Annotated in this window: 19 protein-coding genes and 1 other RNA gene; 4 read left to right on the top strand and 16 right to left on the bottom strand. The window is 39.3% G+C overall.

Annotation, left to right across the window (positions count from 1 at the left end):
• Positions 1 to 89: 89 nt before the first annotated feature.
• The 14 genes from HMPREF3237_RS06495 to HMPREF3237_RS06430 form a co-directional block, all read right to left on the bottom strand.
• Positions 90 to 722, bottom strand: a complete 633-nt coding sequence (locus tag HMPREF3237_RS06495; protein ID WP_070889235.1) for a response regulator transcription factor — start codon at positions 720 to 722, stop codon at positions 90 to 92.
• Positions 723 to 733: 11 nt separating this feature from the next.
• A complete protein-coding gene (locus tag HMPREF3237_RS06490) occupies positions 734 to 1,732 on the bottom strand; it encodes an envelope stress sensor histidine kinase LiaS (protein ID WP_070889234.1) in 999 nt (332 codons plus the stop codon).
• The gene (liaF, locus tag HMPREF3237_RS06485) at positions 1,729 to 2,427 is read right to left on the bottom strand and encodes a cell wall-active antibiotics response protein LiaF (RefSeq protein ID WP_070889233.1); all 699 of its coding nucleotides are present in this window, start codon (positions 2,425 to 2,427) and stop codon (positions 1,729 to 1,731) included. The genes HMPREF3237_RS06490 and liaF overlap by 4 nt, the downstream gene beginning before the upstream one ends.
• 94 nt (positions 2,428 to 2,521) lie before the next feature.
• Positions 2,522 to 3,523 (bottom strand): type 2 isopentenyl-diphosphate Delta-isomerase, encoded by a 1,002-nt coding sequence (gene fni / locus HMPREF3237_RS06480; protein ID WP_070889232.1) that lies wholly within the window; start codon positions 3,521 to 3,523, stop codon positions 2,522 to 2,524.
• Positions 3,501 to 4,514, bottom strand: coding sequence for a phosphomevalonate kinase (locus HMPREF3237_RS06475; RefSeq protein WP_070889231.1), 1,014 nt, complete (start codon positions 4,512 to 4,514; stop codon positions 3,501 to 3,503). The genes fni and HMPREF3237_RS06475 overlap by 23 nt, the downstream gene beginning before the upstream one ends.
• Positions 4,501 to 5,454: a diphosphomevalonate decarboxylase gene (mvaD, locus tag HMPREF3237_RS06470; RefSeq protein WP_070889230.1), complete on the bottom strand. Its 954-nt coding sequence runs from the start codon at positions 5,452 to 5,454 to the stop codon at positions 4,501 to 4,503. The genes HMPREF3237_RS06475 and mvaD overlap by 14 nt, the downstream gene beginning before the upstream one ends.
• A complete protein-coding gene (mvk, locus tag HMPREF3237_RS06465; protein ID WP_070889229.1) occupies positions 5,436 to 6,314 on the bottom strand; it encodes a mevalonate kinase in 879 nt (292 codons plus the stop codon). The genes mvaD and mvk overlap by 19 nt, the downstream gene beginning before the upstream one ends.
• 206 nt (positions 6,315 to 6,520) lie before the next feature.
• The gene (locus HMPREF3237_RS06460; RefSeq protein WP_070889228.1) at positions 6,521 to 7,210 is read right to left on the bottom strand and encodes a response regulator transcription factor; all 690 of its coding nucleotides are present in this window, start codon (positions 7,208 to 7,210) and stop codon (positions 6,521 to 6,523) included.
• 11 nt (positions 7,211 to 7,221) lie between these two features.
• A complete protein-coding gene (gene gndA / locus HMPREF3237_RS06455) occupies positions 7,222 to 8,646 on the bottom strand; it encodes an NADP-dependent phosphogluconate dehydrogenase (protein WP_070889227.1) in 1,425 nt (474 codons plus the stop codon).
• A 76-nt stretch (positions 8,647 to 8,722) separates the two neighbouring features.
• On the bottom strand, positions 8,723 to 10,168 hold the full coding sequence (locus HMPREF3237_RS06450; RefSeq protein ID WP_070889226.1) for a cell division site-positioning protein MapZ: 1,446 nt from the start codon (positions 10,166 to 10,168) through the stop codon (positions 8,723 to 8,725).
• Entirely contained in the window at positions 10,161 to 11,339 is a 1,179-nt protein-coding gene (locus HMPREF3237_RS06445) for a THUMP domain-containing class I SAM-dependent RNA methyltransferase (RefSeq protein ID WP_070889225.1), read from the bottom strand. Before HMPREF3237_RS06445 ends, HMPREF3237_RS06450 begins: the two co-directional genes overlap by 8 nt.
• Before the next feature lie 83 nt (positions 11,340 to 11,422).
• Positions 11,423 to 11,804: RNase P RNA component class B (gene rnpB / locus HMPREF3237_RS06440), an RNA gene on the bottom strand.
• Positions 11,805 to 11,822: 18 nt separating this feature from the next.
• A complete protein-coding gene (gene gpsB / locus HMPREF3237_RS06435; RefSeq protein ID WP_070889224.1) occupies positions 11,823 to 12,158 on the bottom strand; it encodes a cell division regulator GpsB in 336 nt (111 codons plus the stop codon).
• A 69-nt stretch (positions 12,159 to 12,227) separates the two neighbouring features.
• Positions 12,228 to 12,755, bottom strand: a complete 528-nt coding sequence (locus HMPREF3237_RS06430) for an SLOG family protein (protein ID WP_070889223.1) — start codon at positions 12,753 to 12,755, stop codon at positions 12,228 to 12,230.
• Between the two features lie 67 nt (positions 12,756 to 12,822).
• Here HMPREF3237_RS06430 and recU point away from each other — a divergent pair, with 67 nt between their 5' ends.
• The 3 genes from recU to HMPREF3237_RS06415 all read left to right on the top strand — a co-directional run bounded on the left by recU (position 12,823) and on the right by HMPREF3237_RS06415 (position 16,381).
• Positions 12,823 to 13,422 carry a Holliday junction resolvase RecU gene (gene recU, locus HMPREF3237_RS06425; protein ID WP_070889222.1) on the top strand — a complete coding sequence of 200 codons (600 nt, stop codon included), beginning with the start codon at positions 12,823 to 12,825 and terminating at the stop codon, positions 13,420 to 13,422.
• On the top strand, positions 13,415 to 15,550 hold the full coding sequence (gene pbp1a, locus HMPREF3237_RS06420) for a penicillin-binding protein PBP1A (RefSeq protein ID WP_070889221.1): 2,136 nt from the start codon (positions 13,415 to 13,417) through the stop codon (positions 15,548 to 15,550). Before recU ends, pbp1a begins: the two co-directional genes overlap by 8 nt.
• Before the next feature lie 348 nt (positions 15,551 to 15,898).
• On the top strand, positions 15,899 to 16,381 hold the full coding sequence (locus HMPREF3237_RS06415; RefSeq protein WP_000032544.1) for an S-ribosylhomocysteine lyase: 483 nt from the start codon (positions 15,899 to 15,901) through the stop codon (positions 16,379 to 16,381).
• A 54-nt stretch (positions 16,382 to 16,435) separates the two neighbouring features.
• On the opposite strand, the gene HMPREF3237_RS06410 is transcribed toward HMPREF3237_RS06415, so the two are convergent.
• Positions 16,436 to 18,538, bottom strand: coding sequence for an AAA family ATPase (locus HMPREF3237_RS06410; RefSeq protein ID WP_006145069.1), 2,103 nt, complete (start codon positions 18,536 to 18,538; stop codon positions 16,436 to 16,438).
• A 406-nt stretch (positions 18,539 to 18,944) separates the two neighbouring features.
• Complete coding sequence (gene pflB, locus HMPREF3237_RS06405; protein WP_025168609.1) at positions 18,945 to 21,260, bottom strand: formate C-acetyltransferase; 2,316 nt, start codon at positions 21,258 to 21,260, stop codon at positions 18,945 to 18,947.
• A gap of 238 nt (positions 21,261 to 21,498) precedes the next feature.
• Here pflB and dinB point away from each other — a divergent pair, with 238 nt between their 5' ends.
• Complete coding sequence (dinB, locus tag HMPREF3237_RS06400) at positions 21,499 to 22,560, top strand: DNA polymerase IV (RefSeq protein WP_006145067.1); 1,062 nt, start codon at positions 21,499 to 21,501, stop codon at positions 22,558 to 22,560.
• The last annotated feature ends 3 nt before the right edge of the window (positions 22,561 to 22,563 follow it).

Raw genomic sequence — 22,563 nt, 5'->3', positions numbered from 1 at the left:
TAAATACAGTCTATTATACCATATAGTAGCGATTTTTTTCAAGTAATGGATGCGCTTTTCAGTGATGCTCGAATTACCACCTAGTTTCGCTAAAATTCATCAGCCTCAACCAAGTGATGTTGAAAGGCATAGACAGCTGCCTGGGTACGATCACTAACCTGAAGCTTGGCAAGAATGTTCGAAACATGAGTTTTAACTGTCTTGAGGGAGATGAACAATTCATCAGCAATACGCTGATTTTCATAACCCTTAGCGATTAGTTGGAGAACATCTCGTTCACGTGCAGTCAAATCTTCATGTAGTTCAACGTGATTGCGGTTGTATTCTACCTTCTTACTCACCTCTTGTTCAATGGCAAATTCACCCGCTGCTACCTTACGAACAGCGTGTAACAATTCATCGGCACTTGATGTCTTGAGCATATAGCCCCTAGCTCCAGCATTCAAAACCGGCATGATTTTTTCATTGTCTAGGTAAGAAGTCACGATCAAAATTTTAGCCTCTGGCCATTCTTTGAGAATAGCTAGTGTAGCATCAATCCCATTGACTTCAGGCATGACAATATCCATGACAATCACATCAGGACGTAGCTCCAAGGCCATGGAAATTCCCTCCGCACCATTGGTTGCTTCTCCGACAACTTCTACATCATCTTGTAATTCAAAATAACTTTTTAAACCCAGACGCACCATTTGGTGGTCATCTACCAATAATAGTTTCATCTTACTTCCTCTTATCTATCCAAATCAAGCAAGGGAATGCGAATATCAACAGCTACACCTTGCTTGGGTGCCGTTAATAATTGTATGGTCCCTGCCATATCTTCCACTCGATCTTTGATATTTCGCAGACCATAGCTCAGTTCGTCACCACTATCTAGCTGAAAACCACGACCATTGTCTGCAACCTTCAACTGTAATTCCGTTTCCGTTTGATAAAGGTAAACATCCAGACAAGAGGCCTGCGCATGACGAAGGGTATTACTAATCAATTCTTGTACAATCCGGAAAATATGTTCTTCAATCTTTTTAGGTACAGCTGTTACCTGATATTTAAAGCTTACCTTCAGTTCACTTTTTTCTTCTAGCTCTTTAAGGAGTAGCTGAATCCCCTCCACCAAACTCTTTTGTTCTAGTTCAATTGGTCGTAAATGCAAAAGCAGAATGCGCAAGTCTCTTTGGGCTGTCTCCAAAATAGCAGTCACACTTTGGAGTTGTGTCTGCATTTTCTCTCTGTCTAATTTGGAAGCTTGTTGACTGATTCCCGATAACATCATATGAGCAGCAAAAATTTCTTGGCTAACCGTATCATGCAAGTCACGCGCAATTCGCTTGCGCTCCTTTTCAACAATTTCTTCTTCTTTGACCAGGGCTTGGTTGTCTGCTTTTTGAATAGCTTCTGTCAACAAACCAAGCTTACCTGATAAATTTCTAAAACTTGCGTCTAAGTCAGCATCTCCCAGACTTTGAATCTCTTTGCCAGCTAGGAGACACTTGAGATTCGCTTGGATTCTTCTTTTTGAAATCTCGTCAACCATTGTCCAAAACAAGACTAATAAACAAGCTAGGGCAAGACTAAACATCAAAGCTAGAAATAGGACTTTTTCTGTCTTTTCTAAATCCTGAAAAAGAGAGCTCCAGTCAAAATCCAAGACTTTAAAAATACTTCGAATTAGAAAAGCAACAAAGAGAAATGAGGTGAGTCCGATTGAAATATAAGGTTGTTTTTTCATCCGCGCACCACCTCAACATCTCCCACCGTAGTTGTCAAAAGAATCTTAACACTCTTTGGACTCTTGAGATAATCTCTGGTTTCTTGATGAAAATGTTCATTACGTAAAGCACGCTTAGGCTGGTCAAAAAATGTTAAATCCCCATACAGAGAATTGATGCTTAGACTGACTTCAACATCCACTGGTACGATAATTCTAGTCGTACCAACCAGTTTTCTCAAGATGATGACATTATCATGATTGCTCAAAATCACGTGCTCTAGATGAATGGTATCCTTTCCCATAAGGCGAAAGAGATTGATATCATCAAAGCGGCAAGTCTGGTAACTTGAAAAATGGTGGAGATTCCCAAACCAGCGATTTTTCTCTCTCTTCACCGTCACAACTTCTTCAAAAATCAGATTGGTGTCTTCTCTTTCCTGGTTCATCATAGGGTAAAGCAAGAACAGACTGTATATCAAGGCTACAAAAATCGCTAAAATGACAAAGGGATTGAGCATGATGATGAAGAAAAATAAAATGCTCACTGCTACTAAAATAAAATTGTTCCCCTGTCTACCAGTATAGTATCGAATCAGCAATAAAAACAAGAGCAAAATGAGCAGAAAACGGGAAAAATGCTCTGATACCATCATAATCAGAGCTCCTGTCAATAAACAAGCTTCAATAAATAGAAAAATTTGAAATTTTCGCATGTATCCGTCCTCTCCATGTTATTGTATCACAAAACCAAAAAGTCACATCAGTCTGAGGAATGATAAAGAGATCGGGACTAAAATCCCGACCTCCTTATAGTTGTTCTTTTGCTTCTTTCAATTTTCCATAAAGGAGATAGTCAACCTCTTGCAAATCCTCAATCCTTATGCAATTAAGGGCACACATAATCAAGCGTAGATCTTCCTTCCAACCTTGGACAATCGCAATAACTTCGTCAACTGAATGATTTTCAACCAACTCTAACATAGTACGTGAGAGTCCAACTGCCTTGGCTCCAAAGACTAAGCATTTGATGATGTCTAGTGGATTGCGAACACCTCCACTTACCAGAAGCTCCATCTTATCTTTCCAGTCTTGGGCATTGATAAGAGCCTGCATGGTTGATTGTCCCCAATCATTGAGGTAGTCACGTTGACCGCTCCGACGATTTTCAATATAGGCAAAGCTAGTTCCCCCACGGCCAGACAAATCAACTGTACGTATCCCCATCTCGTACGCCTTAGCAATGGTCTTAACATCCATACCAAAACCGACCTCTTTTAAAACAAGGGGAACAGAGATTTGATCAACATAATTTTTCAGATTGCTTTGCCACAATCTAAATTGACGCTCACCTTCTGGCATAAGTAATTCCTGCATAACATTGACATGAACTTGTAAGAGAAGGGGATTCATCTCTTTCACTGTTTGTAATCCTAGTTCAACAGGCTTATCTAAGCCAATATTGGTTCCAAGAAGGAGGTCAGGATGATTTGACTTCACAGCAAAAGAATCATCTGTTGGATCCTTAAGAGCAGCGCTGTAAGAACCTGTCACAAACAAAATCCCACAAGCCTCTGCCACCTGAGCCAATTTTTGATTGATTTCTTTGCCATTGTCACTACCGCCTGTCATGGCATTAATATAAAAAGGGAAATCCCATTTGCGCCCTGCAAATTCTGTCGAAAGATCAATTTCATCTAAGTCATATAAGGGTAGCGAGGAGTGGATCAACTCCACTTCATCAAAACTATTATAAGTACTGTTTTGTTCAAGGGCATAGCGGATGTGTTCATCCTTCCGATTTGTCGTCATGTCCCATCCTTTCTTGATACAAGAGCTCAATTCCAAAATCAGCCCAGAGTTCTTTCAGTAATGTGGTTGAATCTTGGTCAAAGCTAAGTGCAATCCCACAGTCTCCTCCACCAGCACCACTGCTCTTAGCAACAGCTTTCAAATCTCTGCTGGCATCTTTTAGTTGTCTGAGCGAAGGTGTGTAAATATCTGAACTCAAGCCTTCTAAGAGTTGGCTGGCTTGTTCTAGTAGCTCCATTGTCTTTTCTTCTTGACCTGCCTCCAAATCCTTTACCAAGCTAGTGACAGTTTCTTTTGAAGCCTGTAAAAAGCTAGAATTCATATTATTCTTGATTTGCTTAACCATGTGACTAGATACAGCCACTTCCTTGGTCCAACCCACCAGAAAATCAAATTTCAAGGCCGGTTCAACACTCCTAATAGAAAAGCCCCAATCACGTGCTAATACAGTTTGCAAGTCTTCCTTTTCTAGCCATTGTGCCACTTTTTCCCTGTCAAATGACTGATAGAGGACCAGGCCTTCTGAAACGATACAGGCGATGTCTCCCATAGAGCCATTATCTCCACGTTTGAGAAGTACAGCACTCGCCAGTTTAAATAAGAGTTCTCTTTCAGCTGGTCTTTCATAAAAAGCAAGCATGGCCTTGATGACCAAGACCACCACACTACCACTAGAACCCAGTCCAAACTTCTTGCCCTCACGCTCCATTTTCCCGCGAATATCTATGGAAAAAGGACGCAAGTCAACTCCTTGGGCAGTTAGATAGTCCTCCACCAAAGCAACTGTTTCTTGGATCAAGGCATAAGAAGAATCTGGGCGCATATCTACACTATAGGAAAACATATCTGAGTAGAGTCGATAAACATTAGACGCTTTAATCTCAGCCGTCATATAGATGGGAATAGCCTTTATTAGTGCCAACTGTCCTGGTTCTAAAATGGCATACTCCCCAGCCCAATAGAGCTTCCCACAAGTTTTAACAATCGTCATCTTGGCTCAAATCCTTTGTTTTTGAAACGATTAAGCGATAGCGTTGACCTAAAAGTTCTGATAAATGTTCCAAGTCTTTTTCTAAACAAAGAACCTTGACATTAGGGCCCGCATCCATGGTAAAGTAGCAAGATTCACCTTGTTCTCTAAGCTGACGGACGAAATCCATAGCCTCATAACTAGCATCTGTCAGATAAGAGAAGGATGGAGTTGCAGTTTTTGTCGTAGCATGCATAGCCAAGGCGTTCTTCTCTGTCAATTCTCCAACTTTCTTAAAGTCATTTTCCTTGAGGTAGACTAACATATCCTTGTAATCTTGTTCAGATTGACGAATCCACTCATCAAAAGTCGTAGAAGTTTCGACACAGAGTTTCATACCATCTCGACTGGAAATTGGTTTTTTCTGGTCCTCCAAAACCAACATAATCATAGCTAGTTTCAAGTCAGTCTCAACTTGATAAATCTCTCCACTATCCTTGTCCCAAGCAGCTAAAGGGCCATAAAAACTACGAGATGAAGAACCCGATGCAAATTTAGCTTCCAAGGCCAACTCTCTGCGATTCAGCCCAAGTTGGAAGTATGCGTTGCAGGCTTTGACCAAGGCAGACAAACCACTGGAACTTGAAGAAAGACCTGCCGCTGTTGGCATATTGTTCTTAGTATCGATACGAACAAACCCTGCTCCTTCAGGACGGTAGCGGTCAATGATTTTACTCATCTTGGCATGCTCAGCTTCGTTTTGTAACTGACCGTTGATGTAAAAAGCGTCTGCCTTAGCATCTGTCGGTAAAGGAGAAAGTGTTGTCTCCGTATACATATTTTCTAAGGTTAGAGAGATACTACTAGTCGCAGGAACCATCTCTTTTTCATTTTTCTTACCCCAATATTTGATTATGGCAATATTGGCATAGGAACGTACTGTTACAGGCTTTCGATCCATGTCTGAACAGCTCCTTTCTCTTCTAATCTTTCTGCGAGTTCTTGTGCCTGGTTTTCATTAGCAACCAAGGCAATGATACAGCCACCTAGACCACCACCACTCATTTTGGCACCAAGAGCGCCCTGTTCAAGGGCAGATTCAACCAAGGCATCTGCCTCAGGGCTACTGACTCCGATTTCTTTTAGATTTCCGTGTGCTTTGGTAAGAATCTCTCCCAGCTTCACGGCATCTTTTGTTTTTATTGCTTCTTCTGCTTCTTGGGTCAACTCTCCTAGTGCATGTAGGAATGGTAAAGCATCTTTTCCCTTATTCTTGACAACTTGGATAGCTTCACTTGTATTCCCGTAAACACCAGTATCTGCAATCACCAGATAAGCCGACAAATCCATCGTCAATTCTTCAAATCCGACATTCTTGATAAAACGAATCGGATGACTGCTGAGGCATGTTTTAGCGTCTAATCCACTAGGATTTATATGAGCAATCATTTCAGCACGATTAACCAAAATTTCTAACACATCATGATGAAGTTCTGCTTGGTAATAATCAAATACCGCTCGAATGGCTGCAATGCTAATAGCTGCCGAAGACCCCATCCCACGTTTTTCAGGAATAGCCGAGTCAATTTGGCAACGGATGTAAGCTTCTTTAATATTTAGATATTCTAAGGAAGCATAAACCGCCATAGACAAGGTGTCCTCTTCAAAAAGACGCCATGGTGTTTCTGCTGGAACCACATGACAAGTGACCTCTACCTCTAAAAGAGGTAAAGAAATCGCTGGGTAGCCATAAACAACTGCATGCTCTCCGATTAAAATAATTTTACTATGTGCCTGACCGACACCAACTTCTTTTGTCATTTAATCCTACTATCAGACGAAAACTGTCTGTTTCTAGATAAAATTTTAGAACTTTATTCCTTTCTATTTTATTATATTTTCACAAAAAAAGCGATTGTTTCCTTTCAGTTTCACCTAGCAAGAAATATATTTATAATTTTACTTTGAAAAAACGGATTGACCTTGTTTACATACTAAAAAACAGTTACAAAACTGCAACTGTTTTTCTATTCTTGCATAGTATAGCCTACACCACGCACAGTTTTTATGTAGCTCTTTTGACCTTTGACATCAATCTTACCTCGCAGATATCGGATATAGACATCCACAATATTGGTCTCTGTTGCACTCTCGTACTTCCAGACTCTCTCCAACAACTGTTCCCGAGTCAAAACCTTCTTACTACTCATCAAAGTGGCTAGAAGATCATACTCCCGTCTAGTCAAGACAATCATTTCCTGACCACGATAAACGGTATGATTTTCAGTATCAATCCGAAGATCACGGTAAGCAGCAGGCACCTTCATCTGACTACAATGTTGGTCGATGAAGTCTCTACCTCGGAAGATTGCTGCAATACGAGCTACTAAATCGTCAATAATAACTGGTTTATAAATGTATGAGACAGCGAAACGCTGGATTGTTTCAAGTTGGTCTTGCAATTCTTCTCGATGGTCCAAGACCATGATAACCGAAGCTGGCTTAGTCCGACTCAACTGTTCTGCAAAACCCTGGGCTGTCATATCCCCTAGATGAGCATTCAGTAAAATCAAGTCATAGTCAGTCTGAAGAGCCATGGAGAGGGCTTTTTGACCCTCTTCTACCTGATCAACTCGGTATTGCTCTTTTTGGAGTTCCAGACTTAAAAAATGAGCTAGATTTCTTTCTTTCTCAAGTAATAAAATCCGTTTCCCCATGGCTGACCTACTTATTTTTCGTCATACCAAGAGTAGTGGAATGTTCCTTCTTTGTCTTTACGTTGGTATGTGTGGGCACCAAAGTAATCACGTTGTGCTTGGATCAAGTTTGCTGGAAGGTCAGCTGAACGGTAGCTATCAAAGTAAGTGATGGCAGCTGAGAAGGTTGGTACTGGTACACCAGCTTGAACTGCAAGAACTACGATATCACGAACTGATTGTTGGTACTTAGCAGTTACGTCCAAGAAGTACTCATCCAAAAGAAGGTTAGCAAGATCTGCATCACGGTTGTATGCATCTGTAATCTTTTGTAAGAAACGAGAACGGATGATACATCCATCGCGCCAGATAGATGCGATATCCGCAAATGGCAAGTTCCAGTTGTTTTCTTTAGAAGCAACACGCAATTGGGCAAAACCTTGTGCGTAAGAAATAATTTTTGAGAAGTAAAGAGCTTGACGAATCTTTTCAATCAATTCAGCCTTGTCGCCTTCAAATTTGAATGCAGCTGGTTTTGGAAGCACCTTGCTAGCGTGAACACGTTCTTCTTTGTAGGCAGAAATATAACGAGCAAATACAGACTCTGTAATAAGTGACAATGGAACACCAAGGTCAAGTGCTGATTGGCTAGTCCATTTACCGGTTCCTTTGTTACCTGCAGCATCCAAGATATAGTCTACAATTGGTCCATCTTGACCTTCGTCGTCTTTACGTTTCAAGATATCTGCTGTGATTTGGATCAAGTAGCTGTCCAACTCACCCTTGTTCCACTCAGTAAAGATTTCAGACATATCTTCTGCAGAAAGACCAAGCAAGTGTTGCATTAAGTCATAGCTTTCAGCAATCAATTGCATATCACCGTATTCGATACCGTTGTGGACCATTTTCACATAGTGGCCTGCTCCATCAGGACCGATGTAAGTCACACATGGTTTGCCATCTTCTGGCGCTTTAGCTGAGATTTCTTCAAGAACATCAGCCACCAAGTCATAAGCTTCTTTTTGTCCACCAGGCATGATAGAAGGTCCTTCAAGAGCACCTTTTTCACCACCAGAAACACCTGTACCGATGAAATTGATGCCTGAGTTCGCCAGCTCTTCATTACGACGGATGGTATCTTTGTAGAAAGTATTTCCTCCGTCAATCAAGATATCCCCTTTATCCAAGTGTGGAAGAAGGGCTTGGATAGTTGCATCTGTACCAGGTCCAGCTTGAACCATAAGCATAATCCGACGTGGTTTTTCGATAGAGTTTACAAAGCTTTCGATATCATAGCTTGGCACAAAGTTTTTATCAGGATGGCAAGCAATAACGTCTTCTGTTTTTTCTTTACTACGGTTAAAAATGGCAACTGTATAGCCACGAGATTCAATATTTAAGGCAAGGTTACGACCCATTACAGCCATACCAACAACACCAAAGTTAGCTTTTGTCATGTGATACTCCTCTTGTTTAATATGTTTTATTTTATCATGTTTATCTTCGAAAAGAAAGAATTTTGTAAGCATTAGACTAGTAGTCTAGACTGTCAGCATGTCCAGAACCATTTCCTACAAAGTAACCAGTCTTACAATTAAGCGTAAAGAGATAGGTTCCATCTGGCTTATAAAGATTGTAATAACCGTTCCCATTCACAATATTCACACGTTCCAAGATATATTGATTTCCAGAGATATATCCACGTGCACGTGATGTTGCAAGAATTTTTTCAAGGACACCATCTGCAAAATTCCAGGCAGGATTGCTGCTATCATTGACTGCTGTTTGATTATACGGTACTCGGCTAACACTTCTTTGTAAAGGCACACCTTCACTTGATAGGCCAACATTTGTAGATGAAGCAGTGCCACTGGTTGAAGCAGAAGGACTACTTTCTGTAGTTGGGCTTGAAGATTCTTGACTAGAAGCTGGTGTTGAAGAGGCACTTGTTGTTGTACTTGCTAATTGACTCTTACCGAGGCTAATTGCTTTATCTAGAAGTTTATCAATTTCAGTATTTCCAGTCTTGATATCTGTAAATTTTGCATCTGATTTGATTTTTGCATTGGTATCCAAAACACCATCCTTAATAACTGGTGTTTCAAATTGCGAATTTACTTCTTGGATAGCTTTAATTTGTGTTTCTAAGCTATCATATTTTGATTTGGCTAGAGTGTATTCTCTTGCTCCCTCGAGTTTGTCTAAAATTTCTTTCAACTGATTCAGTTGACTAAATTGACTATTTTTAAGAGCTGTTTTGTTTTCATCGGTATAAAATGTATCGTAGAGAGTATTAAATTGCTCCAAGACTGACTGATTACTTACCAAACCAGAATCTGTAGCTTGGGTTTGCTGTTCTTGAGAAGAACGAGTAATTTGATGATAAACGTAATAGGCACCTCCAAAAATTAAAAGTAATACCAAGATAAGGGCTGATAAAATTGCCCATTTCTTTTTACTTTTTGGCTTTTCACCAGTTTGAGCAGAACGAGACAAAGATTGTAGTACACTCTCATTTTCTTCATCAACTACTGCTACATTAGAGTTGCCTGCCTTAGCCATTTCAACAGTTTCCAATTCATCCATAAAGGGCTGATCGAGAATTCTTGTTTCTTCTTCATCAGCTTCTTGAGCTAGAATTTCACTTGTTTCTTCAGCTAATGCACTTGAGATTATTTTCTCTTCCGAACTTGATGCATTTTCTTGTTCAGTAGCTTCTCTCACTTCCTGGATCATATCATCCAAACTTTGAGTAGGCTGATCTTTTTTCGTTTGTAAATTCTCAAATTTATCGGCTTCGATTTCTTCACGGTGCTGTTTGATATATTTGTCCAAAACCGTATCTTCTGGAGTTACACCTGCTTCAACCTCTTCATTCTTTCGAATGGCCTGACCAACCGTTAAGTCTTTAGCATCTTCAAATTCAAATTTAGATTCTTGTTCGCTCTTATGATGGCGATTACTTCTTTTCTTACTCATCAGTCTTCCTTTCTGTCTTGACATCTTGTCTTTTCACTCGTTGACCAAAATATTGATACAAATCAACTTTCAAAGTACCATTGTAGAGTTTCCGTTTTTTATCCACCTGACTACCATACTTACTTTCAAAAGCTTCATCACTGGTCAGGATAAATTTACTCCAAGTTTTGAGTGGTGCAAATACTTCTCCCATCTCAGCATAGAGCTTGGTTACTCCTGCATCGTCTGACAATCGTTCTCCATATGGTGGGTTAGATATAATGACTCCATTAATCTTGTCCGTACGCAAATCCTGCACGCGCATCTGCTTAAATAGGATATCCTTAGAAACTCCTGCCGCCTGAGCATTGGATTTAGCAATTTCAACCATGCGTCCATCAATATCACAACCCATGATGTCGAGCTCAATTTCACGATTGATTTTTTTACTTGCTTCTGTACGAATCTCCTGAATCAAACGGTCGCTAATCCAGTTCCAATCCTCAAAAGAAAAGGAACGACGCAAACCTGGTGCCATATTGCGAGCAATCATAGCAGCTTCAATACAGAAGGTCCCTGACCCACAGGTTGGATCAATCAGAGGCTTATCTGGATACCAGTTTGACAATTGTAAAATGGCTGCTGCCATATTCTCCTTGATTGGGGCTCCACCCTTTTCTGTCCGATAACCACGTTTGAAAAGGCTAGAACCACTTGTATCAATCATAATAGTCGCTACATCTTTAAGTATCGAAACCTCAATCTTAAACTCTGGTCCACTCTCCATCAGCGGAACACCTTCTGGTCTCGCATAGTGCTTTTGTAATTTCTTGACAACTGCCTTTTTAGAAATAGCTTGGACACTAGGTTCGTTATGAAGTTTTGATTTGACACACTTAGCCTTAGAGATTGGGAAACGTGCTCCGAGTGGAAGATAGTTTTCCCAATCTAGGGCAAAAACACCTTGAAAAAGTTCTTCAAATGTTTTTGCGGGAAAAGTTCCAACAACAATCTTAATCCTATCTGCAGCTCGTAACCACAAGTTAGTTTCAATAATTGCCTTCACATCTCCTTTAAAGCGAACGCGACCATTTTCAACTTGGCAGTCATAGCCAAGTGCACGCACTTCACGACCTACAACAGCCTCCAAGCCTGCTGCAGCAGTTGCGATTACATTAAATGTTTCTTTCATGTCAGTCTTTAAAGACCTTTCTCTTGTTCACCTTTAAAAAATGAGGTTGAGAAAGATTTCTCAGCCCCAACCTATATGCAATTTTCTATAAGCCATGTTTTGTTCCAGAAGTGACTAGGACCACTTCTTTCGATAATCATCTGTCTACCACTAACAAGATGAAATTGCTAGTAGTCAGAGTACTACGTTCGTTTCCGCGCACTCCATGCCCCGACCAAAATTTGGGTTGCTAGCTTGAGGGGTTTACCGCGTTCCACTCTCTCTGTTTCCAGAAAGACTTCGTCACTGTGGCACTTTCAGAGCTACTAAAACATATCCGTAAACTTAGTCTATTCACTCGCCGTAACGATTTCTCGTCCCTAGGCTTATGGTTTCGCCTAGCACAAACACTACAGGCATCACAGCCTGTGCTAGCATGGACTTTCCTCATGAAAAGAAAAACTCTCCACGCGATTATCCAAAAATTGCACAACTGTATGATTCTTAGAAATCAGAATTTTCTACGATTTGTTTGCCAAAAACCTCTTTTTCAAGACGATTTAATCGTTTTAAGATATCAAAGTTAGTCATAGAGGTTGTACTTCCAAGTTCTGCAGATTCAGATGTTACAGATACAGGTGCTTCCTGAGGCTTTTTAGCCAATTCTTCTTTTAATTCTGCAACTTCCAAACGTAGGGATTTAACTAGCGCTGCATAAGTCTCATAATCTTTGATAACGTCATCTAAGAATTCATCCACCTCTGCCTTACTATATCCGCGTACTTCTCTTCCGAAATCTTGTTCAAAAATATCCTTTGCTGTAAAAATAATACTTGCCATGTCTCTCTCCATTCTCAGTTACTAGTATTATTATATAAAAAAAAGCAAGCAAAAAGCAAGGTCAAAGCCTTAATTTTCGGAAAAATTTTCAGCAATTTCGTTTAAATCTTCGAATGTTAATCTTTTTGTCATATAGTTGTCTTTCTTTTTCATCAATTCGTAAAAAAATCTCAGTTTTGTTTCGTTTTCTTCATCATAAAAAAGATAGACCCCATCTGTGTTTTCGAGTAAAAAAATCTGATAATCTCTCAATTGTCCTTTATGCTCATATGCTGGATAAGCATACTTGATAAAATCGACCTGTTTAAAATCACTAAGTTTGGCCTGGTTAACTTCATTCCAATTCGATCCATGGGTTTTAAAGTCAAAAATTGTTGCTAGTTGGAAGCCATAATCATCTTTCATTTCTCTTGCTACTTCTAAAACCCAGTGTTCAAAACCAAGAGTCCCAGTGAAAACTAGCCATTTCAAGCCTTCTTCGGCCAGTCTTTCCAAATCTCTACGAATGGCTTTTTTGATAATTTTTAAACGAATATCCTTTTCATTTAATAGACCCAAGTCAAATGCAGAATATCCCAAAACCAAGGCAGTATGCATTTTTTCACCCTTTCTAAAAACCTTTATGGTATAATAGAGTGATGCTATTGTACCAATAAGGAGGATTATGGTCAACTATCCACATAAACTTTCATCTAAATCAAGTAAAACTTCCCTACCTCAAACTAAAAATTTCGCAAATAGGGGAATGAGCTTTGAAAAGATGATTAACGCTACGAATGACTACTATCTCTCACATGGAATGGCAGTTATTCATAAAAAGCCAACTCCGATTCAAATTGTTAGAGTTGACTACCCTCAACGGAGTCGCGCTAAAATTGTCGAAGCTTACTTTAGGCAAGCATCAACTACTGACTACTCGGGTGTTTATGAAGGATATTATATTGATTTCGAAGCCAAGGAAACCAAACAAAAAAATGCATTCCCGATGAAGAATTTTCACTCTCATCAAATTTTGCATATGGAACAGGTCCTTGAACAAAAAGGAATTTGCTTCGTCTTAATCCATTTTTCATCTTATCAGGAAACATATTTATTACCGGCAATTGACCTCATCCGTTTTTATCATCAGGATATGGGGAAAAAATCAATGCCACTTGATTATATCCGGGAAAACGGTTATGTGATTGAAGAACAGGCCTTCCCTCAAATACCTTATCTCGATATTGTCAAACAACATTTACTAGGTGGTAAAAAAAATGAATAAACAACTTATCTGGCGCTTTGCTAGGTATCTAGGAATAGGATTCTTAGCAGTCTTTATCGCTTCAATACTAATTGGTGGAAGTGTTTTCTTCTACTATGTATCTAAAGCTCCCGAACTTTCTGAAAGTAAGCTAGTCGCAACAACTTCAAGCAAAATTTATGATAGTAAAAACGAATTGATTGCGGACTTAGGAGCAGAGCGTCGTGTCAATGCTCAAAGCAATGAAGTTCCAATTGAACTGGTCAATGCAATTGTCTCTATCGAGGATCACCGTTTTTTTAACCATAGAGGAATCGATAGCATTCGAATAGCTGGAGCTTTCCTGCGAAACTTAACTAGTAGAGGTGGCCTCCAAGGTGGTTCAACCTTGACGCAGCAGTTGATTAAGCTAACATATTTCTCAACTTCTTCATCAGACCAAACAATCGCACGTAAGGCCCAAGAAGCTTGGCTAGCTATTCAGTTAGAAAGAACTGCGACAAAACAGGAAATTTTGACATATTACATCAATAAGGTATACATGTCAAATGGTAACTATGGTATGCAAACTGCAGCTCAAAGTTACTATGGTAAAGATTTAAAAGACCTATCAATTCCACAACTTGCTCTTCTAGCCGGAATGCCACAGGCTCCTAACCAATATGATCCTTATTCTCATCCAGAAGAAGCAACAGAACGTCGTAATCTAGTCCTATCAGAGATGCAAAAGCAAGGCTATCTAACAGCTGAACAATATGAAACGGCTATAAATACACCTATTACTGATGGTTTACAAAGTCTGAAAGGAAGCAACACCTATCCTCCATACTTAGATAATTACCTCAAAGAAGTGATTGAACAAGTTGAAACAGAGACAGGTTACAACCTTTTAACTACTGGAATGGACGTCTACACCAACGTAGACCAAGACGTTCAAAAGCGTCTTTGGGATATATACAACACAGATGAGTATGTTTATTATCCAGATGATGAACTTCAGGCAGCTTCTACTATCGTAGACGTTACAAATGGTAAAGTTATTGCTCAGCTTGGTTCTAGACACCAGTCAAGCAATGTATCCTTCGGACTCAATCAGGCCGTTGAAACCAACCGTGACTGGGGTTCTACTATGAAACCAATCACAGATTATGCACCTGCACTTGAATACGGAATTTACGACTCTACCGCAGCAATCATAAAAGATGCTCCTTATAACTATCCTGGAACAGATATTCCTGTTTATGACTGGGATAGAGGTTATTTGGGCAATATCACCCTACAAACAGCTATCCAACAATCACGGAACGTACCAGCCGTTGAAACTCTTGATAAAGTTGGATTAGATAAAGCAAAATCTTTCTTAAGCGGTCTTGGAATCGATTATCCAACGATGGTCTATGCTAATGCTATTTCAAGTAATACAACTGAATCAAATAGAAAATACGGTGCAAGCAGCGAAAAAATGGCTGCTGCCTTTGCTGCCTTTGCTAATGGTGGTATCTACCACAAACCTATGTATATCAATAAAGTTGTCTTTAGCGATGGGACCTCTAAAGAATTTTCTGATGCAGGTACTCGTGCTATGAAAGAAACAACTGCCTACATGATGACTGAAATGATGAAAACTGTATTATACTCTGGTACTGGTCATGATGCTTATATATCATGGCTCCCACAAGCAGGTAAAACAGGTACATCAAACTACACTGATGAAGAAATCGAAAATCAGATTAAGACTAGTCAATTTGTAGCACCTGATGAAATGTTTGTAGGTTATACTCGTAAATATTCAATGGCGGTCTGGACTGGCTATACAAATCGTCTTACTCCAATTGTTGGTGATGGCTTTACTGTTGCCACAAGTATCTATCGTTCAATGATGCAATATTTATCCCAGGATGATCACCCTGGTGATTGGACTATGCCAGAAGGACTTTATAGAAGCGGTGATTACGTCTTTAAGAATGGGGCACGTAGCAACTGGATTCCCCAAACAACTCAACAACCAGTTACAGAAGTTCAGAATTCCACAACTGAAAACCAGACTTCTGCAACTGAAAATAACAATTCTAATACTTCACGTAACGGTTCCACACCAAACACAAATCAAAACCCTGGACAACCTCAAAATTCTCGAAGACAACAATAAAAAATTCTAGGAGAATTGGTACTGACTCCCAAAAGTTAGGCGAATAATTATAAAAAGGACTTAATTCTGTATCAACCAGAACTAAGTCCTTTTAAATTAACATTAGTTGTAATAATCAATATAGTCTGTAACAGCATGTTTCAATTGATTTAGTGATTGATTGCTATGACTGAACGCCTAATATTCTTGTAATACCAGTTTGCCCATCTGACGATGTCATTCTTAGAAATTTTGAATCAATTTAAAAAATTTTTTCAACAACCATCTTTTCTGATAAACATCTTTTATTGACAATTATCAAGCAAATTTTTATGATATAATGAAAGAAGAAAATTGAAAGGAAACACCATGTCAAAAGAAGTTATTGTTGAAAGTTTTGAACTAGATCATACGATTGTAAAAGCTCCTTATGTTCGTTTAATCGGAGAAGAAACCGGCCCTAAGGGAGATATCATTTCTAACTTTGATATTCGTTTGGTTCAACCAAATGAGGACTCTATCCCAACCGCTGGACTTCATACTATTGAACACCTCTTGGCTAAGCTCATCCGTACTCGCATCGACGGTATGATTGATTGCTCACCATTTGGTTGTCGTACAGGTTTCCATATGATTATGTGGGGACGTCATACTAGCGCTGAAATCGCTGCTGTCATCAAGGATTCACTAAAGGAAATCGCTGAGACCACAACTTGGGAAGATGTTCCTGGAACTACCATTGAGTCTTGTGGTAACTACAAGGACCACAGCCTATTTTCAGCTAAGGAATGGGCAAAATTGATTCTTGAACAAGGAATCTCAGATGATGCCTTTGAACGTCATGTTATTTAACAAAAAAAGAACCAGCTTTTCAACTGGTTCCTTTTTTATTTTGAAGCCTTTGATTTAGGCTTTTTCACGAATGACTAGGACACCATCTTCCATGTCGGCTTCAAGGTGTTTAGCATCCAAGTTATCCAAGTGGAAGTCGGTGACTTTATCACGGATTTGTTGTTCAACTACACGACGAAGTGGACGAACACCCATGACTTCATCATAACCTTCTTCAGTCATGTATTCTTTGGCTGCATCACTCACAGCCAAGTCGATTTCTTTCTTAGAAAGAGTCTTATTGACGTCAATCAACATCAAATCAACAATCTTAGAAAGATCTTCTTTGCTCAAATGTGAGAATTCAATCACAGCATTGAAACGATTAAGGAATTCTGGACGGAAGTACGGTTTCAAACGATCCATCAATTCTGGTTTATCAGCATCCTCTGTCAAGTTAGCTTCGTAACCAAATCCTGCATTTGAAGTAGCGATAATCACCGTATTCTTGAAGTTTACAGTATTACCTTGACCATCGGTTAAACGACCATCATCCAAAACTTGGAGAAGGAGGGTGATCACTTGAGGGTCAGCCTTCTCAATTTCGTCGAGAAGTACGATGGAGTAAGGATTACGACGTACTCGTTCTGTCAAGGTATTGCTGTTGTCATCATAACCAACATAACCAGCTGTTGTACCGATCAATTTAGAAACAGCTGTGCGATCGCTGTATTCTGACATGTCCAAACGGATGATGGCATCCTTAGTTCCGAACATATCAAGTGCTAATTGTTTAGCCAACTCAGTCTTCCCAACACCAGTAGGCCCTACAAAGAGGAAGCTACCGATTGGACGGTTCCCTTCGTCAAATCCTGCTCGGTTCCGACGGATAGCACGCGCTACTGCTTCTACAGCTTTATCTTGACCAATGACTTTAGTTTGCAAACGATGACCCATATCTTTCAAACGTTCGATATCCGTTGCTCCCATTTGTGATACTGGAATACCCGTCATCCGTTCTACTGATTCAGCCACATCGTTAATTGTTGCTGTTACTTTATGATCTTCAGTATGATTAGCAATTTTCTTTTCAAGTTCTTCGATACGAACTTTTGCATTTAATGCTGCTTCGTAATCTTCTTTAGCTGCAGCTTCTTCTTGTTTTGCTTTTTCTTCTTCAATTTCATGTTCCACAGCATGAACATCTGTCACTGGGTGTTGGGCTGCTAAGTGAGCTGCTGTCACGTCAACAAGGTCAATCGCTTTATCCGGTAAGCTCCGTTGTGGAATGTATTGAACAGAATAATCAACAGCTGCTTTCAAGACTTCATCAGGCAAAATGACGTTATGGTGTTGTTGATAAAGATCACGAATCCCTTGAAGAATCTTGAAAGTATCTTCAGCGGATGGAGCATTAACCTTAACTTCATTAAAGCGACGAGCAAGTGCAGCGTTCTTCAAAATAGTATTACGGTATTCATCCTGAGTGGTTGCACCGATCACTGTCAATTCCCCACGTGAAAGAGCTGGTTTGATGATATCCGCAAGACCTTTTGAACCTTGACCATCACCTGTGCTACCTGCACCAAGGATTTGATGAATTTCATCAAAGAAGAGGATAATGTTTCCTGCCTTCTTCACTTCACCAATTAAGTTTTGAATGTTTTCTTCAAAGCTACCACGATATTGAGTACCAGCTTCAAGTCCAGAAATATCAATGGAAATAATTTCTTTGTTCTTGATAGCAGCGGGAACATCCCCGTTTACAATAGCTTGTGCTAATCCTTCAACTACAGCAGTCTTACCGACACCCGCATCACCAACAAGAACAGGATTGTTCTTAGTACGTCGTGAAAGAATTTCAGCAGTTTCCTGAATTTCTTCATTACGCCCGATAACAGGATCTAATTTGCCTTCGCGTGCTTCTTCGGTTAGGTTGCGGCCAAGTTTCGCAAGAATCCCATCTTGTTTCATCCCTTTACCTTGAACGTATTGAGCTTGTTCACTCCCTTCACTTGGAAGTTGACCAGTTTGACGGTAAATGGCAAATTCCTCAGGTGTTACTTCACGACCGTTAATCAAATAACGACGATTTTCAGAACTATATCCACGCATACCGCCCATCAATTGGTTAAATAAATCATCCATATTGTTAAAATTGTTAAAGTTGTTATTCATATTTCATACCTCGTTTATTTTCAAAATTAGTTAGTCAAATAACTTTGACTTTCTCTGACCTTTGTTTTAAAAAATTTAGACTAGCTATTTGCTACTCTACGTATAATTTCTGGTTTTTCTTTATCCAATATAGATTTTGTAATTGGAATTCTAAAAATACTAATTTTCATTATAGGTTGTACCTCTTTTCTAGGTTTGACCCATACTTTGATTTCAAGATGACATGCACAATCACCTTAAAACCAATGTTTTCAAAGGATCTTCTTATCCTTATGTTCTTAGTATATCACTTTAGTCAGTAATAGTCAATAGTTTTTGATCAAATTTGACTATTTTTTTAAAATTTTTTTGTTTATCAAAAAAACCAGTCAAAATGACTGGTTTTCCGATTAACTATTTATGAATCTTAGCTCAATGCATCATCCATTGAAAGAACTTCGTGGAAGACACGTTGTGTCAATTCAGTTTTTTGTTCTGGTGTAAGGTATTTAGTATTTACACAGTATCCAGAGATACGAACGATAACATCTTCACCTGCCATGATCTTATCATAAACATCGTTCAAGTCCATAACGTTCAAGTTACAGTGTTGACCACCATTTTCAAAGTAACCATCTAGGATTGTTACCAAGTTATCAACTTGTTCGTCACGAGTCTTACCAAGAGCACGTGGTGAAACTTGAGTTGTCAATGAGATACCATCAGCTGCATAACCAAAGTCAAGGCTAGAAAGTGAGTTCAAGTTTTGCAACCATCCACCTTTAGCTTTGTTAGATGGGTTAGCACCTGGTGAGAAGAATTCAAGTTTAGACAAGTTTACAGAACCATCTTCGTTGAGGTATACACCTTTGTGGACTGGTGAGTTACCAGTTTGTTTAGAGTAAGCAACGTTAGATGTGATTGTCAAAAGTGATACTGTAGCTTCTGCGTCTTTGTAAAGTTTGTGGCTACGTAGACGAGTTGTGTAAGCTTCAATCAACCATTCTGCCAATTCGTTTGAACGAGGGTCATCTTCACCCCAACGTGGGTATTCACCGATTGTTTCATAATCGTAGATATAGCCATTTTCATCACGGATTGGTTTAACTGTAGCGTACTTGATAGCTGACAATGTATCAACAGTGTTAGCGAATCCACAGATACCGAATCCCATGTTAGCACGTTGTTTAGTTGGCAAGAAGGCCATTTGAACTGCTTCGTAGTTGTACTTATCAGTCATGTAGTGGATGATGTTCAAAGCATCTACGTAAGTGTCAGTCAACCAATCAAGAGATTTTTCAAAGTTTGCTTTAACTGATTCGAATTCAAGAACTTCGTCACGAATTGGTTCGATGTCAAATACTTTGTAGTCTTTATGAACATCGTCATAACCACCGTTCAAACCAGTAAGAAGAGCTTTAAGAACGTTTACACGAGCACCGAAGTATTGGATGTTGTGACGTTGTTCTTCATTTTCTGGGTCAAGTGGAGATACACAGCATGAGATACAGCTCATTTCACCGTATCCGTCTTTAGCCATTGTTGTAACACCTTCATATTGGATTGAAGAGTGTTTGTGGCTCATGTGCATACAGTAGCGACGGAAGCTATAAGGTAATTTGTCAGTCCAAAGAACGGTCAAGTTTGGTTCTGGAGAGTTACCGATATTGTCAAGAGTGTTCAAGAAACGGTAGTCCATCTTAGTAACACGGTGACGACCGTCGTTACCCATACCAGCCATAGAAGTTGTGATGAAGGTTGGGTCACCTGAGTACAATTCGTCGTAAGCTTTTGTACGAGCAAATTTAACTGTACGAAGTTTCATTACGAAATCATCAACAAATTCTTGAATTTCAGATTCAGTGTAAGTACCACGTGCTAAGTCACGTTCTGCGTAGATGTCCAATACGATTGGTACACGTCCTAGAGATGTAGCAGCACCATTGATAACTCGACAAACTGCCATGAATGCAATGTTAGTCCATTGGATAGCTTCTTTTGTGTCATATGCTGGGCGACGTACATCTACACCGTAAAGGTCACCTAATTCAACAACTTCTTTTAATGCTTGATATTGAAGGTTTACTTCTTCACGAAGGCGGATAGATTCTTCATCAATTTCAGTGATAGCATTCCAATCACTTACTTTTTCAGCCATCAAATAATCAGCACCATAAAGAGCCAAACGAGCATAAACCCCGATGATACGTCCACGTGAATATGCATCTGGAAGACCAGTTACTGTGTGAGCGTGACGAGCACGACGAATATTTGTAGTGTAGGCACGGAAGATACCATCATTTACAGTTGTTACATATTTTGTAAAGATTTCATGAACTGCTGGGTCTGGTTCAAAACCATTTTCTTTCAAAGTAGTTTCAGCCATACGGATACCACCTTTTGGCATGAAGTTCAATTTGAAGAGTTCATCATTTTGAATACCATAAATCAATTCATTTTCTTTATCAATGTATCCAGCATCAATTCCTGCGATAGAAGTTGGACGGTTATCGTATGGGAAACGAGTAGCTTCATAGTGTGCTTTTGTTTCTTCTACGATTTTCTTAATATGCAATGAACGTTCTGTTGGTCCTGCAAGGAAACTTTCGTCTCCATCATATGGTGTATAGTTGGCTTGAACAAAGCGAGATACACTTGCTTTTTCTTTCCAATCTTCACCTTTAAAGCCTTCCCAGGCTTTGTCAAAAATGTCTTGTGCTTCAACAACTGTCTTAACAACCATGTTATTGTCCTCTTTTTTCTTTCTAGTAACAACCATCTGTTACATTTACAAGACTAGTATACCATACAGGAAACGGTTTCAACAAGTAAAAATAGACTTTTTGATTACTTTCTTTTATAATACAGTCATAATTTTGGGTATATCTGTATTATATTTTTGAAAATAATTTAACCATTTCCTATTTTTTCTGAAAAGAGTTAAAATATAACTAGAATCTTTATCAAAGAAAGGTACTCTCATGCTGATATTCCCACTGATGAATGATTTATCTCGTAAAATCATCCATATTGACATGGATGCCTTTTTTGCTTCAGTCGAAATCCGAGACAACCCCAAACTTAAAGGCAAACCAGTTATTATTGGAAATGACCCAAGAAAGACTGGTGGTCGTGGAGTTGTCTCAACTTGTAGCTATGAAGCGAGATCCTTTGGTATTCACTCAGCCATGAGCTCCAAAGAGGCCTATGAACGTTGCCCACAAGCCGTCTTTATTCCCGGAAACTACGAAAAATATACTGCTGTTAGCCAACAAATTCGAGCCATTTTTAAACGTTATACAGATAAGATTGAACCTATGAGTATTGATGAGGCTTATCTAGATGTGACTGAAAATAAACTAGGAATCAAGTCAGCTGTGAAAATTGCTCGATTAATTCAGCAAGATATCTGGCAGGAGCTTCATCTTACTGCTTCAGCTGGTGTATCTTATAATAAATTTTTAGCCAAAATTGCTAGCGATTATCAAAAACCTTGTGGATTGACTGTTATTATGCCTGATGATGCCGTAAGTTTCCTCCAACAAATGGACATTGCTAAATTTCACGGTGTCGGTAAGAAAACAGTTGAAATATTGCATCAAATGGGAGTGTTCACGGGAGCCGATCTCTTAGAAATCTCTGAAATTACTCTCATTGATCGTTTTGGTCGCTTCGGATTCGACCTCTATCGTAAGGCTCGAGGTATAGATAACTCTCCCGTCAAATCCAATCGTATCCGTAAGTCCATAGGTAAGGAAAAAACTTATAGTAAGATTCTAAGTCTAGATGAAGATATTAAAAAAGAGCTAACTCTCCTTTCGGAAAAAGTTGCTCTTAGTCTTCAAAAATATGAAAAAAGTGGTAAGATCGTCATTTTGAAAATCCGCTATGCCGACTTTTCTACTTTGACAAAACGAAAAACACTGAATCAACAAACACAAGACTCTGAAGAAATTGCTCAAAGCATTATCCAACTCTATGAAACACTGAGTGATAAAGACAAGGGAGTCCGTTTATTAGGAGTCACTGTGACTGGATTTTAAAAA

Origin of the sequence: Streptococcus sp. HMSC34B10, assembly GCF_001839505.1 — a bacterium.
Taxonomy (GTDB): Bacteria; Bacillota; Bacilli; order Lactobacillales; family Streptococcaceae; genus Streptococcus; species Streptococcus peroris.
Note: the sequence above shows the minus strand (reverse complement) of the source record. Positions and strands in the feature narration are given on the sequence as shown.

Coding starts and splice junctions, on each gene's coding strand:
- pflB (WP_025168609.1), bottom strand. CDS start 21,260: ATGGTTGTTAAGACAGTTGTTGAAGCACAAGACATTTTTGACAAAGCC.
- HMPREF3237_RS06495 (WP_070889235.1), bottom strand. CDS start 722: ATGAAACTATTATTGGTAGATGACCACCAAATGGTGCGTCTGGGTTTA.
- HMPREF3237_RS06430 (WP_070889223.1), bottom strand. CDS start 12,755: ATGCATACTGCCTTGGTTTTGGGATATTCTGCATTTGACTTGGGTCTA.
- mvaD (WP_070889230.1), bottom strand. CDS start 5,454: ATGGATCGAAAGCCTGTAACAGTACGTTCCTATGCCAATATTGCCATA.
- HMPREF3237_RS06410 (WP_006145069.1), bottom strand. CDS start 18,538: ATGAATAACAACTTTAACAATTTTAACAATATGGATGATTTATTTAAC.
- gpsB (WP_070889224.1), bottom strand. CDS start 12,158: ATGGCAAGTATTATTTTTACAGCAAAGGATATTTTTGAACAAGATTTC.
- gndA (WP_070889227.1), bottom strand. CDS start 8,646: ATGACAAAAGCTAACTTTGGTGTTGTTGGTATGGCTGTAATGGGTCGT.
- HMPREF3237_RS06415 (WP_000032544.1), top strand. CDS start 15,899: ATGTCAAAAGAAGTTATTGTTGAAAGTTTTGAACTAGATCATACGATT.
- mvk (WP_070889229.1), bottom strand. CDS start 6,314: ATGACAAAAGAAGTTGGTGTCGGTCAGGCACATAGTAAAATTATTTTA.
- dinB (WP_006145067.1), top strand. CDS start 21,499: ATGCTGATATTCCCACTGATGAATGATTTATCTCGTAAAATCATCCAT.
- pbp1a (WP_070889221.1), top strand. CDS start 13,415: ATGAATAAACAACTTATCTGGCGCTTTGCTAGGTATCTAGGAATAGGA.
- HMPREF3237_RS06450 (WP_070889226.1), bottom strand. CDS start 10,168: ATGAGTAAGAAAAGAAGTAATCGCCATCATAAGAGCGAACAAGAATCT.
- HMPREF3237_RS06475 (WP_070889231.1), bottom strand. CDS start 4,514: ATGACGATTGTTAAAACTTGTGGGAAGCTCTATTGGGCTGGGGAGTAT.
- HMPREF3237_RS06445 (WP_070889225.1), bottom strand. CDS start 11,339: ATGAAAGAAACATTTAATGTAATCGCAACTGCTGCAGCAGGCTTGGAG.
- HMPREF3237_RS06460 (WP_070889228.1), bottom strand. CDS start 7,210: ATGGGGAAACGGATTTTATTACTTGAGAAAGAAAGAAATCTAGCTCAT.
- liaF (WP_070889233.1), bottom strand. CDS start 2,427: ATGCGAAAATTTCAAATTTTTCTATTTATTGAAGCTTGTTTATTGACA.
- fni (WP_070889232.1), bottom strand. CDS start 3,523: ATGACGACAAATCGGAAGGATGAACACATCCGCTATGCCCTTGAACAA.
- recU (WP_070889222.1), top strand. CDS start 12,823: ATGGTCAACTATCCACATAAACTTTCATCTAAATCAAGTAAAACTTCC.
- HMPREF3237_RS06490 (WP_070889234.1), bottom strand. CDS start 1,732: ATGAAAAAACAACCTTATATTTCAATCGGACTCACCTCATTTCTCTTT.